10 protein-coding genes are annotated in these 16,831 nt (G+C 35.2%); 9 read left to right on the top strand and 1 reads right to left on the bottom strand.

The window, feature by feature from the left end; translation table 11 throughout:
• Window positions 1-1,749, top strand: a complete 1,749-nt coding sequence (locus tag N4270_RS00895; protein ID WP_260094914.1) for an endo-1,4-beta-xylanase — start codon at window positions 1-3, stop codon at window positions 1,747-1,749.
• A complete protein-coding gene (locus N4270_RS00890) occupies window positions 1,749-3,431 on the top strand; it encodes a sulfatase (RefSeq protein WP_260094913.1) in 1,683 nt (560 codons plus the stop codon). The genes N4270_RS00895 and N4270_RS00890 overlap by 1 nt, the downstream gene beginning before the upstream one ends.
• Window positions 3,432-3,495: 64 nt before the next feature.
• Here the strand turns inward: N4270_RS00890 and N4270_RS00885 are convergent, their stop codons facing one another.
• On the bottom strand, window positions 3,496-6,936 hold the full coding sequence (locus N4270_RS00885) for a T9SS type A sorting domain-containing protein (RefSeq protein ID WP_260094912.1): 3,441 nt from the start codon (window positions 6,934-6,936) through the stop codon (window positions 3,496-3,498).
• A gap of 168 nt (window positions 6,937-7,104) precedes the next feature.
• On the opposite strand from N4270_RS00885, the gene N4270_RS00880 reads away from it, so the two are divergent.
• From N4270_RS00880 to N4270_RS00850, 7 genes are all read left to right on the top strand, one after another.
• Entirely contained in the window at window positions 7,105-8,586 is a 1,482-nt protein-coding gene (locus tag N4270_RS00880; RefSeq protein ID WP_260094911.1) for a sulfatase, read from the top strand.
• A gap of 1 nt (window position 8,587) precedes the next feature.
• A complete protein-coding gene (locus N4270_RS00875) occupies window positions 8,588-9,844 on the top strand; it encodes a metallophosphoesterase family protein (protein ID WP_260094910.1) in 1,257 nt (418 codons plus the stop codon).
• Window positions 9,845-9,849: 5 nt separating this feature from the next.
• Complete coding sequence (locus N4270_RS00870) at window positions 9,850-10,872, top strand: aldose 1-epimerase family protein (protein ID WP_260094909.1); 1,023 nt, start codon at window positions 9,850-9,852, stop codon at window positions 10,870-10,872.
• Window positions 10,872-11,771: a sugar phosphate isomerase/epimerase gene (locus N4270_RS00865; protein ID WP_260094908.1), complete on the top strand. Its 900-nt coding sequence runs from the start codon at window positions 10,872-10,874 to the stop codon at window positions 11,769-11,771. Before N4270_RS00870 ends, N4270_RS00865 begins: the two co-directional genes overlap by 1 nt.
• Before the next feature lie 104 nt (window positions 11,772-11,875).
• Entirely contained in the window at window positions 11,876-14,545 is a 2,670-nt protein-coding gene (locus N4270_RS00860) for a T9SS type A sorting domain-containing protein (RefSeq protein ID WP_260094907.1), read from the top strand.
• 115 nt (window positions 14,546-14,660) lie between these two features.
• Window positions 14,661-16,379: a Calx-beta domain-containing protein gene (locus tag N4270_RS00855; RefSeq protein WP_260094906.1), complete on the top strand. Its 1,719-nt coding sequence runs from the start codon at window positions 14,661-14,663 to the stop codon at window positions 16,377-16,379.
• A gap of 15 nt (window positions 16,380-16,394) precedes the next feature.
• Entirely contained in the window at window positions 16,395-16,739 is a 345-nt protein-coding gene (locus N4270_RS00850) for a hypothetical protein (protein WP_260094905.1), read from the top strand.
• The last annotated feature ends 92 nt before the right edge of the window (window positions 16,740-16,831 follow it).

Here is a 16,831-nt window from a genome sequence, read left to right as displayed (position 1 = left end):
ATGAAAAAACAATTAGCCATACTACTTATCTTATTTATTTACGGATTTACATCTGCCCAGCAAAAACCTGTTGGAGAAGATATCATAGATCAAAAGCGAATTAATTTATTGAAAACCAAAAGCGAGTTTGCAAGCATTGAAAAATCTAAAGATGATACAGGTAGATTACAATACTTAATAGAAACGGTTAAGGAACCAAAGTTTATATATAAGTGTGCGACAAGTATACCAATCAAACAAAAAGGCTATAAAAAGGGAACCGTTTTTTTATTGTCCTTTAAAGCAAAAACCGAAACAGCAAGCCTTGAAACAGGTGAGGCTAAAGCACTGATAATCTTTAAGCAAACTGGAGATTACAAAGGTAATATCGATTATACACAGAGTTTTTCTTCGGAGTGGCAAACCTACTATTTGCCTTTTGAAGCTGATAGATACATAAAAAAAGAGGATTTAGCACTTGTGATGCAGTATGGTTACAGACCGCAGTCGTTCTCTATTAAGGATATTAAATTTGAAGTCTTTCAAGAAGGTACTAAATTAGGAGATCTACCTAAAACCGAAATTACCTACGCAGGTATGGAAGCTGATGCGCAATGGCGAAAAGATGCCATAAAACGTATTGAAACGATTAGGCAAGGGAAATTCACGTTACAGTTTTATAAAGACGGCCAACCCATTAAAAATAAATCGCTTAATGTAAAACTAAAAAACCATTTGTTTCCTTTTGGTGCACGAATGGCTGCCGAAGATATTGTAAACAATACCGACGATTACAAAAACTTTAAAAAAGCATTCAATAGTTTGGTTCTTGGTAATGATCTCAAGATTAAACATTGGCAACGAGAAGATAAGCGTGAAATGACTTTAAAGGCTTTGGAAGTTTTAAAAGCAGATGGCTATCCTGTAAAAGGTCATGTGCTAATCTGGCCAGGATTTAATTATCTCACTCCAGAAGTGAGACAAAACAAAAACAATCCTGAAAAAGTTATAGAAATAATTGAAAGCCATGTTAATGCTATTTTAGATGCAACCCAAGGGAAACTAACGCATTGGGATGTGGTTAATGAAGCCTATACTAATAGAGATTTACAAAAGATTACTGGAAGTGAAGAGATTCTTTACAACGGATTTAGAACTATTGCTCAAAAACAACCCAATGTTAAACGTTTTACCAACGAATATGGGATTATAAGTAAAGGCGGAATTGACACCCAAAAGCAACAATGGTATTATGATTTCATTAAGCGAATTGATGAAAACACTGGCGGATTGGTACAAGGCATAGGCATTCAAAGCCATATAGGAAGTGACTTAACACCACCAGAACGTGTGCTTGAAATTTTATCGTTTTATGCTACTTTAGGAAAGCAAATCAGTATTTCAGAGTTTACAATGGATGTTCAGGATCCAAAAGTACGTGAGCAATACACACGCGATTTTATGATAGCCGCTTTTAGTCATCCAAATGTATCAGAATTTCTATTTTGGGGAAATACCGAAGATGGTCGTAAAAAATCAGATATTTTTAATACCGATAATGAAATTGGCGTTATGGGAAAAGCCTATTTCTCACTAGTTCATGATGCATGGAATACCAACCTAAGTGGAACAACCTCTGAAGAAGGCACTGTTTCAGGAATCGGTTTTTTTGGGGAGTACGAATATTCGTTTGTTGAAAATGGCAAAGTTGTTACTGGAACGTTTCAGCTAAAACCAAGACAATCCAATTTTCATAAAATAGAATTATAATGAATAGATTATTAGCACTTTTTGCTCTTATTTTAATGTCGTGCAATTCGACACCAAATTCGCAATCAACTTCAGATTCAAGTTCGGCTTCAAAATCACAACCTAACATCCTTTGGGTGGTTTGCGAAGATATTAGTCCGATGTTATCATTTTACGGTGACACTACCGCTAAAACCCCAAATTTGGATGCATTGGCAAAAGAAAGTGTTGTGTATGATAATGCTTTTTCTGTGGTTGGCGTTTGTGGCCCAAGTCGTTCGTCCATTATAACAGGAATGTACCCAACAAGCATTGGCACTATGCACATGCGAACAGGTCTGGATATACAATCTTGGGGAAAGCGCGAATACAAAACAGATACCAATCGTTTTGATTTGGAAGGAGAAGAAGTGATACAATACAGCGCAGTCATCCCAGAAAATGTAAAATGCTTTACGGAATACCTTCGTAATGACGGTTACTTCACAACAAATAATAAAAAAACCGACTACCAATTTGCGGCACCAGTTACAGCCTGGGATCAAAATAATAATAATGCACATTGGCGAAATAGAAAAGACGGACAACCTTTCTTTTCAGTATTTAATTTTGATGTGACTCACGAAAGTAAAATCTGGAAAAATGACGACAAACCGTTAACTGTAGAGCCATCAACAGTGCCTGTGCCACCATATTATCAAGATACAGAAACTTCAAGAAAGGATATAGCAAGAGTTTACAGTAATATAGAATTGTTAGATAAGCAAGTTGGAAAGTTAATCGCAGAACTTAAAGCAGATGGGCTTTACGATAACACTATTATATTTTTCTACAGCGATCATGGTGGACCATTGCCAAGGCAAAAGCGGGAGCTTTATGAAAGTGGATTGCATGTACCATTCATGATCAAAGGAATTGATGGTAAAAAAGGACGCAGTAGTGCTATGGTATCATTTGTAGATTTGGCACCAACGGTATTACATCTTGCTGGTGTGGACATACCAGAGCATCTTCAAGGCAAACCATTTTTAGGTGAAAACCTAAATCAAAAAAGAGCAGCTGCTTTTGGTACTTCAGATCGTTTTGATGAATTTACAGACCGTTCCCGAACCGTTTATTTCGATGATTTTATCTACATCCAAAATGATTTTCCTGATAAAATGTGGTATAAAGATGTTGGTTACAGAAAGCAAGTACCCATGATGGCTGAAATACTTCAACTTCGTGATGCAAGAAAACTCAATGCAACACAACTAGAATGGTTTAGTGATAAACCGAAAGAAGAACTATACAATAGAAAAACGGACCCTCACAATCTTACTAATTTAGCTGAAAATTTAGATTATAAATCAGAATTAGAAAAAGGACGCAACCTATTAACTGAGTTTAGAGAAAACCGTTTTGAAGATAGAGCACTACAGCCTGAAGTAGAAATGATTAGAAGTATGTGGCCTAACCTTGAGCAACCTACAACAAATGCAGTTGAAATGGTTATTGAAGACGAAAAGGTTTCGCTATCAACACAAACCAAAGGAGCTTCCATTGCTTATATCGTTTCAGATAAAGCCTTAAATGATGTTAATTTTGATAGTGGTTGGCAACTATACAGTAAACCTTTTAAGGTTAGAAAAGGGCAGTATTTGTACACTATGGCAGAGCGCATAGGCTATAAAGAAAGCACTATTGTTACACAACAATTATAAGATAAGTTCGAATAAAAAAAAGCCTGTAACGTATACGCGCTACAGGCTTTTTTTATTTGACTAACTACTGCTTAATAATCTTCTTTGTAAGGTTTAAATCCTTGCCACCTCTAATTTGTACAAAATAGATTCCTGACTGTTTTCCAACAGCTATTTGTGTTGTATCAAGAGATTCGTATGTATTTGATGATATACGTTGCCCTAAAATGTTGATGACATCAATCGTAACATCAGAGTAAGTTTTATTTAATTTGATAGTAACGAATCCATCTGTTGGATTTGGATATACTTTAATAGATGTTTCCTCTACTGGATTTTCTGTAGATAAAGTTTCTTCGTAGGTTCTTCCTATGACTTCAATTTCAGCTAGCTTTATTTTAATGTTGCCTGTGTGATAGGAATGTATGCGCATATAGCGACCTACGGCATTTAAGTTGTTTTGAGAGAATTTTAAAGTTGGAGTTGAATTCTTTACATACTCATAATCCGCTTGGGCTTGAGATTCTGCAAATGTTGTTCCTGTAAAAGGTGTATCTGAAATAAATACTGAGAAATTCTTAAAGTGGTTTGATGGTGTTTCTAGATCAGAACCATTGATTTCAACGGTATTCCAAATATCAAAATAGTCAATGGTTTTAAGTTCGCCAAAATCTAAATCGTAGTAAGGCTCTATTGAATTTTGCGTGTGCGAAAAACTGCCAACAGGCACTAAACCTCTTTGGTAATATTGTGCATTAATACGACCGTTGTTGTTACCATCTACAGCTTTTTCGGCTTCTAAAGTAATGGTCGCTGTAGCATGTGTACCATCGTCATAGCTTAAATTGCTTCTCGTTGTGCTTTGTGAAACTGTGGCTAGTCGACTTATAAGTTGGTTTTTTGGTGCAAGAGCTGTAGCGCTTTCAACCTGCGGGTTAGCAAACACACCTGAACTTGGTGCATTCATGATTTTTACTCGAACAGGGAAGGTTGTGTATTCAAATGTACGTCGGTTAGGCAAACTTTCATTAAGGATGAAGTATAACTGGTCATTATCATTTTCATCTTTATAGACACCATTGTTTTGTAAGTATTCTTCAAATTTGGCATGAGACGCAAATTGATAAATGCGTTTTGGATACCCTTCTCTTAAATTACCTTGAGCCAAGGCTTGCTGGATGCCCATATCATAACTTCCAAAGTCGTCGGTAATAACGCCATCAACTTCAAAACGCAAAGCATCTTCACCAGTTTCAGAATAATCGACCTCCAATGTGGAGTCATCTAAAATGGTAAATGTGGTTGGCCTAGAAGTAATATCTGCTGAGCTTAAATGAATCGTATTGTCCGTATGTTCTGTATAGTTAAAACTTGGATCCAAGCTAGGGTTGTCAACAACTATTTGGTATAATTCATTAACGTTATTGGTCTCTAGGTCTACAAAAACCCAAGGAGTAAACCCATTGTTTCTTGTTTTTGGTTCTTCGCTATTGCTTAAAACAGTTTTTGAGACTTGAATGCCGTAATTTAAATCTACGAGTTTTAAACCTTCAAAAGTTTGGTTGTGCGAATGTTTCCACATATCGATTCCAACTGCGCTATTTGGGTTATCTCCAGAAATATAAACATCTTTAAAGGAGTAGTCTGCTTGATATGTAATTCGGATGCCATTTCTTACTCCCCAAGCCTTAAAACCATCAAAAATAGAACGTGTTTCACTGTTTACACCCATATCTCTTTCAATAGAGCGCAATCCGAAGTTAGCATCAATAACTGTTGTGTTTTCCATTATTAAGGCCGCTTCAACAGGCAAAACACCATCTTCTTCCTTGCTATAACCATTAACGCTCAATGGAAAATTATCAACCTCATAACCTGGTCGTGTTGTAGCTAAAGCCTGTGCATCTAATCGGTCTAAATTTTTTGTAGAATTATTCATGTTAATGACACCAACACCGCGTACAACGTTTGCAATAACATTATTTCTACATAAAACGGCACGTCCTTTCATGGCTAAGCCTTCTCCAGAGAACAAATAATCATCATGGTGTAATGAAGCAGTGTAAGGATCTGTTGTATGGCCTTGTGAAACATTTACCACAAGGTTATTGTCCCAAGTGCCAGTTTCGCTACCAGTTTCGGAAACAATTCCAGCACCAACCACATTGTAAACCACATTTTGTGAGACGTTTGCATGAGAATCGTGATGCGTAATGGCCCATCCAGGATTATCCCAAACTACATTGCCTGTCACTTGAGCCATATTAGCTCCAAAGGCTGTTCCTAATTTGTGCAAGTGAATGGAATAGCGTCCTCTAGGATTGGTCATTTCATTTTCTGGAATGGCTCTCATCTCGGCACATTCTTGTCCTAAAGCTGAAATTTTAGAGGTAAATACTTTTGGTTCTAACCAATTGTTCCAAACAAAATCATCTAATAATTTTGATTTGTCAGTACGTCCTAATCGTAAAAACTGTGCATTTTTAATCTGAACATTGGTGTCATTATGCATGGCCATAATATGTCCTCTGCGACTTACTATCGTTGTTGAAGGCGATTTAAAAACTATGTTTCTGGTTAAATTACCAACATAGCAGTGTAAACCTTCAGAAGGTCTGCCTTCATGATTTCTTGAGAGGTTGGATTCTAGGTTTATGGTGGTTCCAGAAATACTTTGAATAATAGCTTCGTCCTCACCATTGTTAGAGGTCGAAGCATTGCCACCACTCGTAATGATGATATCGTCACCTGTTTCCCAACCTGTAGGAATTTGAGCTACTTGAATGCTGCTTTGACCAGAGCTGGCATCTGCAGCGAGTTTTACCATGTTTAATTTTTCTTGGCCAATGATTTCCAATTGTCCCATTGTAACCATACCCAAACTTAATTGTGTTGGATCCCAATTATATCGTCCTAAAATACCCTTACCATCATCAATGTTAGTTGCACCACTTTCTACAATTTGAAAATCACCATTAATGGCTTCTTGATAGGTATTATATCTGTCATCACCTTGTCCTGTTCTGGTTTTAAATGTTACCACACCATTATCTCTAAAATGATTTAAAGCAGCTGCAGACCAGATGTTAGCACCAGAGCGATACGCTTCAATGTCAAAAGGTTCAATATTGACTATGATGTTTCCGTCGGTTGAATTGTTAGCAAGAATCTTTACGTAAGACGAACTCATTGCAAAAAATGTATCAAACTTAATACGAGTAGTCGAACCTGAGTTGGTTTGTGTCATATTGAAATTTCCATCAACACGTATAGCAAAAATATGGTCGCCAGAAGTACCTTCATAATTTACAGTTATACCATTTGGAATGTAAACTATGGCGCCTGTCGATGGGACAGTATTAGCATCCCAAGTTGAAGCACTAAACCAATCCCCATTTTGTACAGCTGTATGTGTGGCTAGATTTGACGGCAAGGCATTCATCATGTCCATTTGTGCAGATGCAAAGGAAACAGACAAAATAGCTACTGAAGTAAGTATTAAAATTTTGGAGTATAAATTTTTCATATTGATTTTTTTACTAAAACAAATGTATTCGTATTTCAACCTTTTAAGGTTGCATGGTAGACCGATTAGGTATAATAATTGTCCGTTGTTGGAATTGTATTGACAATTATGAAACCAAAACTTTTGAAGTTAGATGTAATTTTGTAAAAAAGAATCTGAATTTTTAAAATGTCATTTAAGCGATTAATCATTTTAGGGCTATTAGTATTATTTGTTTCTTGTAAAGAGGAACCGTCAAATGTTGATAAGGCTTCAAAACCCAATATTTTATTGTTGTATATGGATGATTTACGTCCAGAATTGTCAAGCTATGGTCAATCGCAAATCATTTCACCCAATATTGATGCCTTGGCAGAAAAGGGTGTGCAGTTTAACAATGCCTATTGTAATGTCCCTGTTTGTGGCGCTTCACGTGCTAGTATGCTTACAGGAATGTTGCCCACAAAAAACCGATTTTTGAACTATAACACTTTTGTAGAAAAAGAAACACCTGATGCTGTTACGCTTCCGCAGTTATTTAAACAAAACGGATATACGACGATTTCCAACGGTAAAATTTATCATCATTTAGATGACCGAGAAAACGATTGGGATGCCATTTACAGACCTTATGCCTTTGATAATAATAATCAAGGCTTAGCACCAACAGATTATTGGCAATCCCTTTGGAAAGATTATCAGCTACCAGAAAATATTGCCGAATATAAAGCGACAAATACTGGTCCTGCTTATGAAAGTGCCGATGTGAACGATTCCATTTACATTGATGGTTTAATGACCGAAAAGGTGATAAGAGATATTAATAAGCTAAAAGATTCAGACAAACCTTTCTTTTTAACTGCAGGTTTTATTGCGCCTCACTTACCATTTAATGCGCCAAAACAATATTGGGATTTATATGATAGAAGCCAAATCAAGCAACCCGAAAACTACAATTATATTCCGAAGAATGCACCAAAAATAAGCATTAGCAATTGGCCAGAGATGCGAATGTATTCTAACATACCAAAGCAAGGTCAAGTGAATGATTCTATAGCTATTGATTTAATTCACGGCTATTATGCAACCGTTAGTTATACCGACGCACTGATAGGAAAGATTTTAAACGCATTAAAAGCGGCCGGATTAGATAAAAATACCATTGTGGTTTTTGTTTCTGACCATGGTTATAATTTGCAAGAACATACCCAATGGGCAAAATTCACAAGTTACAATACATCGACGCAAGTACCAATGATTATATATAATCCGCTTTCCGAAGTAAAAGGAACAACCAATGCTTTAGTGACCTTGGTTGATGTTTATCCAACATTAGCAGAATTATGTAGTTTGGAAATTCCAGCGTCACAATTAGACGGAAAAAGTATGGTTTCTGTGCTTGAAAATCCAAAATCTGAAGGAAAGAACCATGTTTTTATAAAAAAAGGAAATGGTTTTACACTAAAAACAAACGATTTTAGTTACACCGAATTCATAAAAGCGGAAGATAATTCACTAATTACGTCAATGCTTTATGACCATAGAATTGATAAAGAAGAAAATGAAAATGTAGTGAATGATTCAGAATATAAAACAGTGGTTTTAGAGTTAAAGAATATACTACACTCAATTTATAAAGAGAATATTGAAGGGCAAGAAAACAAAAATTAAAATGAAAAAAAATATTTTGCTTTTAGTCGTTGTTACTGTATTAATTGGATGTAAATCAGTAAAAAAATTTGGCGAAACTGTAAAAATTGAAGCCTTTGGTGAAAAGCCAATGTTAATTCGTGAGCCTTATTTGCAAATGGTGAGACCTACGTCTACAACCATTACCTGGAAAACCGATTCGATTTCTGAAAATTGTTTTGTTGAGTTTAATGAAAAGGGAACGACTGAAAAAGTTGTTGTAAAAGGGAATTTGGTCAGCCATGAAGGTAATAAGTTTAATGAATCTATACTAACTAACTTAAAACCTTATACAACGTACAATTACAATATTTACTCAAACGGTCATTTATTGGCAAGTGGAGAAGATTATCATTTCACAACTGCACCAGATAATAAGAAGACTGCATTTTCTTTTTATGCATTAGGCGATATTGGAGCAAAAGAACAAGGTAGTTTTGCCAAAGAGCCAGCAACTAGAATTACCGAATTAGCAGTGAAGCCAGATTTCGGATTAGGATTGGGAGATATCGTATATCCTAAAGGTGAAAGTAAAAACTATGATAACCATTTGTTTAAACCCTTTCAAGAGGTTTTTAAAAATATTCCGTTCTACCCAGTAGCAGGAAACCACGATTGGCTTTCGGACCCTGAAAAGAATTTTGAAAAGGAATGGGCATTGCCTAATAACGAGCATTACTATAGTTTTAACTATTCTAACGCATTGTTCATTGGATTAGATTCTAGTAATGGTGATTTTTATAATGTAGAAGAACAAGTCGCTTGGTTAACAGCAACATTAAAAGAAAACCAAAGCAAATTTGATTGGATAGTGGTTTATTTACACCATAATGGCAAAAGTTGTACCTATAAAAAAGATTACCAACATGTTGAAAACCTCTATAAAATATTTGCCAACAACAAGGTAGATTTAGTCTTGAATGGACACGCACATACCTACGAACGCTTAAAGCCATATGACGAAAATGGAGATGTTGATTTGTTGAGAGTGAATGAAACAGCATATGAAAATTTAGATAGCAGATTTGTTTCTGTTACCATTGGAGCAGGTGGAAAAATCAATAAGAAGTGGGCTGCAGATCCTAATGATCCTAAAAACTGCATAGATGGTTCTATTGTTGCTTATGCTGAACACATTCCGAGTTTTGCGTTGATTTTAATTGATGGTAACGTGTTGAGGTTTAAAGGAATTGACTCGTACACCGGAAAAACTTTTGATGAATTTACAATAAAAAAATGATAACAATGAAAAAAGTAATCATACGTTCTTTTCAAATATTTTGTATGCTTATCTTGCTAGTAAGTTGTAATAATAAAAAGGAACAGTTAAAAGATATCAATGATGTCAATGTAAAAATAACTGAAAAGAACGATTTAACTTTAGAAAACACCATGGCTATCCATACACTCAAAAACAATGAAACTTCTGCATCATTTAAAACTAAAGGTGCTGAAATGATAAGCTTTAAAACAGACGATTTAGAATATGTTTGGCAGGCAGATCCTGAAGTGTGGCCAAGGCATGCGCCTATTTTGTTTCCTATAGTTGGGAGATTAAAAGACCATGAGTATACCTATAAGGACAAAACATACCCAATGAAACAGCATGGTTTTGCAAGGGATAATGATTTTAAGGTTGTTGAAAAAACAGAAACCAGCATCACCTTTGAGCAAGTGGCGACCGATGAATCTAAGACCATTTATCCGTTTGATTTTGTATTGCAAGTAAAATATATACTTGAAGGTAAATCACTTCAAACAGAATATATAGTGAAAAATCCCTCGACATCTGAAGATTTGTACTTTACCATTGGAGCGCATCCAGGATTTAATTGTCCGTTTGAAGAGGGGCAAAAACGAAACGAATACCAATTGGTATTTGATGAAAAGATTTCACCAAAATTTCATTCCAACGTCAAAGGGCTTTATGAAGGCGATACCTATGAGGTTTTTGAAGAAGATGGTATTATGAAATTACCCGATACTATTTTTGATAAAGGATCCTTGACTTTCAATCCTAATAAGTTTTCAAAAGTAATCTTTGTACACGAGCCAACTCAAAAAAAGTATTTAAGTGTTGAGTTTAAGGGTTTTCCGTATTTGGGAATATGGTCACCAAACGACAGTTCGCCATTTGTGTGTATAGAACCTTGGTATGGCATTGCCGACAGAAAAGACCATAACAAAGATTATAGGCAAAAAGATGGGGTGATGAAATTAGCACCAAATGACACCTTTAATTGTTCATTTTCTATAGAAATTTTATAATGGTCAAAGTTCTGGTTTCACGTTTGTTTTTATTGGTTTATGCTTTTATAGCGCTGTCTTTGGTTTCATGCAAAAGCGTTGGCACTAACCAACATCAATCTAAAGCAGATTTATTCAGTAAAGATAATCTCATTCCTTGGTCCATCGTTGGATTCGATGTGAAAGAACGTACACCAGAACAGCGATTGGAAATGTTAGAACGCTTAGGATATAAACAATATGCCTACGGAAATAGACCCAAACATATTCCGACCATGAAACAGGAATGGGAACTGGCAAAAGAAAAAAACATTGCTGTTAAAGCAGTTTGGTTGTATATCAACCTTAAGAAGGATAAAGTAGGTAAGTTAAAACCAGAAAGCGAAGCTGTTTTTGAAAACCTAAAAGTCGTAGGATTGCAAACTCAGATTTGGGTAGGATTTGAGCCTAAATATTTTGATGATTTATCAGAAGAAGAATCTCTACGTCAAGCAAAAGATATGATTACATATTTATCGCAACGAGCTAAAAAACTAGGTTGTAAGATTGCGTTGTATAACCATGGAGGTTGGTATGGAAAACCAGAGAATCAATTAAAAATAATCAAAGCACTTCCAAATAAAAATTTAGGTGTTGTTTTAAATTTTCATCATGCACATGACGCCTTAGAAGACTATTCAGAAAATATCAAAAAGTTATTTCCTTATTTATGGTGTGTCAATCTCAATGGTATGAAATCTGAAGGTCCAAAAATCATCACTATAGGACAAGGTGATTTAGAAAAAAGCATGATTCAGCAATTATTGAATTTGGGTTATAATGGTCCTTTCGGGATTTTAGGACATGTAAAAGGTGGTGATCCAGAACATATTTTAGAAGCCAATGAAAATGGTCTGAAAAATTTAATGCAATTAGACTAAGTCAAGCCCTATAGCTTTATTCACTTTATTCAAACGTTATCTGACAATTAATAAACCCCAAAAGGACATTCTTGTTTTAGTTTTGGTGAATTAATTAATTGATGATGAAAAAAATTACAATATTCCTTTTGCTAATTTCACCCTTTGTAGTGTTTTCACAAAGTTATTATTACGATTTTGATAGTGATGGTGACTTTGAAGGGTTTACGCAAGGCGGAATACCAAGTTTGAATGTATTCGGAGGCGTGTTGGAAGCAACCGATTCACCAAATGATTACACGGGCGGTTTTCAGCAAATCAGAACACCTGAAGGATTAAATCTTGTAGAATCCGATTATACTATTGTTCGTCTGGTTGTTGAAAATCTTTTGACAGGTACAAGTGGAAATCACGAGACTTTTAGAATTGTAAATTATGATATAGGAGATCAGAATGCAGGGAATGCAGAGCAGTCTTCTGATATTACTATTCCTTATGGTCCAGGTTTTCAAACTTTAGATTTTGCCATTCCACCAAATTCAGATAATACAGGGATTTTAGATAGAATCGGATTAAGAATTCAACTAAATGTTGCAGGTGATCTTGCCGGAACACTTAAAATTGACCAGTTTGTAATTGTTAATACTTTATCGGTTGATATTGCAACCAATGGTGATTTTGAAAATAACGGAGGTGAACTAGCACCATGGATGGCTAATGGGCCTGATGTTTCAGCATCTTTAACAACGGGTCATAATGGCGGTAGTGCAGGTCGATTGACGTTTGACCAAAATGCAACAACAAATAACACCCTACAAAATTCTTATTTTATATTCAATACAAATGAATTAGAACAAGTTAACCAAGTAACTGTAAATTTTGATGCACAATCCAATAATACTACAGCTACAGTTGGTGTACAAATTTCACATTCTTTATCAGGTTCAGAAACTAATCAATTTAATGGCAATGAAAGTTTAACTAATTCTTGGGCATCATACAGTATAAACCGATCACTAAGTAGCGATTTTGATGAAATTAGAGTGGCATTGCGCGTAAAAACTAATGTAGCCTCGGCTAGTTTAGGCGACACATTTGATTTTGATAATGTATCTGTAATTGTTGATTATTACGATCTAAATCCAGCGATTCCTGCCGCTATTCAATCGATGCAAGATGGAAGCTGGAATGATACAGCAACTTGGGTTGGTGGTGTGATTCCTTTAGCTGGAGACAATGTCGTTATTGGCCATGTCGTGACTGTGAATAATGATGTCGCCGCCAACAACCTAACAATTTTGTCTGGTAAAGAGTTGTTGGTTAATAAAGGGAATTCTGTAACTATTGAAGGGGATTTGGTAACAGATTCTGGAGTGAATAATAGTCTCGTTTTACGTGGTGATTCGAATCAGTTTTCTAGTTTAATTGTCAAAGGGACTTCGACAGGCGACATAAGATTTAGACGTTATGTTAACGATGTTGAAGCATCTGCTGGTAACGATCTTATTGCCTCACCTGTGTCTATGGCTTCTTTTAATGATTTTTATACAGACAATGCCTCTTTCTTTGTTGAAGACACCAATAGTGATGCTGTGTTGTTTGGCCCATTTAATAACGCTGGTAATCCTGGAGTTTATGAAAACTGGGATTTTGACGCTACCACACCTTTAATTCCTGGAGTAGGTTACCGTATGGGAACTAATGGTGACTTGGCAGAAACCTCTGCTTTAAATTTTCATGGTTCAATAATAACAACCGATGTTAGTGTGGGTATAACCTCAGAAACTGGGAATTTTGGTAATTGGAATCTAATCGGAAACCCATATACGTCTTACATTACTTTAGCAGATTTTTTGGCTGCGAATAACTCAGAGTTTGATGTTACATCATCTGGAGTTTATGGATATGATAATGATACGACTGGTGATGGATCGAAGTGGACCATTTGGAATCAAGCATATTCAGATGCTAATCCGAATACATTAATAACGCCAGGTCAAGGGTTTTTCGTTGCTTCTAAAAACGGCGGAGGCACAGTTGATTTTACTACAGATATGCGTACCATTGGTGATTCAGATGATTTTATATTGGGAAGAAATCAACAAAGCAATCATCTTGGTGATTTTACTTTGAAACTTACAAGTAATGCTAATTCTTATACTACGGATATTTACTTCAATACTAATGGAACTAGTGAATTAGACGCAGGTTATGATGCTACTCATTTTGGACAATCGGTATCTGGTTTTGCCCTATACTCAACATTGGTAGATTATAGTTCCAATTCACCTTTGGCGATACAAACATTAGGACCAAATGAAATAACTCAAACTATAATACCTTTGGGAGTTAATGCTGGGCAAGGTGAGCAAATTACCTTTACGCTTTCTAATCTAAATTTGCCAAACAGTACTATGGTTTATATAGAGGATACTGAGCTAAACTCGTTTACCTTGCTTAACGATTCAGATTACATCATTACACCAAATACAAATCTCAACGGAACAGGTAGGTTTTTCCTGCGAGTTGGTGATAATGCACTTTCAACGATCCAAAATGAAATAAGTGATATCCTAATATTTTCAAATAATAAATCAATTATGGTTCATGGTTATGTGTCTGATAATTCAATACTCAGGTTATACGATATTCAAGGAAGACTCATGCAATCATTTGCTTTAGAACCTTCGTTAAATCAACAAACAGTTGAGATGCACTATATTTCTTCTGGGATTTATGTCGTTCAAATTGGAAATGAAGGGAAAAACGTAACCAAAAAGATTATAATAGACTAAAATCAAGCATTTTTTACATTAAACAAACGGTATCTGACATATTTTGAACCTCATTAGGTCTACTATTTTAGATATTTATCAAAGTTAAAACTCAACCAGATTATATTTTTAAATTATGAATACGAGACTCTTACTTTTATCAATTATTGCTCTGATAGCATTCACATCATGTGAGGAAGACGACGAAAACCTTAATGGGACAGGTGTTGTAAACTTCTCAATTACTGAACTCGTTGAAGTGGAGAATGCAACTGATCCTTTAGTAATTAATGTTGGTATTGATAATTTTAACCATAGTGGTGGTACTATAGAGGTTACAATTTCTGGTGCAGATTATGGTAGTGACTACGACACTAGTACAGGTTCTGCCACTTTTACTTTAGACGTTTCGCCACAAAGCTTGGTGTCTACATTTAGTATTATTCCAATAGATGATGACCTTATAGAAACAGATAAAGTATTAACTATTACCCTAAGTAGTGTAACTGGTGCTTTAGAGTTGGGAGATAACACGACACTTACGTTTACCATATTAGATAATGACAACCCTTTAATAGCAATGGTTGGTTTTGAAAACGAAGCTGATCAAATTGAAGAGAATTCTTCAAATCCCCTAACAATTAATATCCCTTTTGATCAGGCAACTACAGATGGCGGAACTATTACAGTTTCGTCTTCTGGAGCTGCTGTTTATGGTACAGATTACACTATTGAAGGTCAAAGTGCAGGAGACTTTAGCATTACTGTTCCTGCAGGTGCTACATCAGCTAGCTTTAATGTTCTCCCAATTGATAACGCCGATTTTGAATCAGATAAATTGGTAGCATTTACTATTAGTGAAGTGTCTGGTGGACTTTCAGCAGGTGTAACAACGCAAACAGTTGTTACCATATTAAATGATGATTCGCCACCAAATCCTGTGATAGACTTTAGTGCATCTAATACACTAACGTTTAATGAGGATGCTGGTACAGTAACGTTAAATTTTGAGGTGTCAGATCAGACCACATCAGACGCTACTATAGAGTTAACGACCTCTGGTACAGCTGATGCTTCAGATTTTAATTTTAGTGGTAGTAATGCTAATCCATACACATTTGTTATTCCTTCAGGATCAACAACTGGAAGCGTAGATATTACAATGGTTGATGATGCTGTTTTAGAAACAGATGAAACAATTGTTTTAACCATTACTTCTGTAACTGGTGGTTTAGATTTTGGTGTTAATTTATTGTCACAAACATTAACTCTAATAGATAATGATGATGTAGCTTTTAATTATGTTGAGACGTTTGAAACTGCTACTGATTTAGCAAGTATTGGTTATGAATCCTTTTTATTACCAGCACAAGACTTACCTAACAATAAGAAATTCAATTATAATCAGAATGCGGGAAAATATTCTGATGTTGATGATGTAACCCAAAGTTCAGATAGTGGATTAGTAGTGTTTTATAGTAATACTCAAAATGGAAATGGAACTTTAGATAATTTGCTTATAACACCTATCATGGATGTAACAGGAGATGTTACTGTATCAATAGATATAACATATAGCCAAGCACCTCAATTTAATAATGCAGTAGTTACATTTTATTATTCTGAAACCTATGATGGTTCTGGAACATGGAATGAATCTGAATGGATCGTAATGGGTTCAGAAACAGCGGAAGGTTTGAATACAAATGGCTTTGGCACTAATGATTATAAGAGGAAGGTTATGAATATTACTTCAAATGACAATTTCTATGTTGCAGTTAGGGTGAATCAAACCATTGATGATACGTTTTGGAAAACACAATGGAGGTTAGATAACTTCAAAGTATATAATTAATATAAAATAAACAAGATGAAAAAAATACTATTTACATGTATCCTTTTTTTAGGATTAACCATGACAGGTTTTGCACAATCTGCTAAGATGAAAGAAAAAGCAACTGAAAAAGTTGAGCAATTGAATGCAGAGATTGTAGCTGGCGATAAATCGTTAGCATTATCCGACGCACAAAAAGAACAAATCTATAACCTACATATTGAACGTTTACAAGCGCTAAAAAAAGTAAATAAAGATGGAGGTGATAAAGCAGCAAAAAAAGAAGTGAACCAAAAGTACAATCAAAAGATTTATAAAGAGATTTTAACTAAAAAGCAAAAGAAAGCCAGAAAAGCTGGTAAAGAAAAAGTCAAAAATTAAGAATTGATTTTAGCAAGTAGGTAAAGCACTTACCAAATGTAGGGTGTGGATAAGTGCTAGCCTAACTTCTTTAATAACAGATACTCTAAACA

It is taken from the genome of Psychroserpens sp. SPM9, assembly GCF_025153525.1.
GTDB lineage: Bacteria > Bacteroidota > Bacteroidia > Flavobacteriales > Flavobacteriaceae > Psychroserpens.
This window is presented reverse-complemented; position numbering and strand designations above follow the sequence as displayed.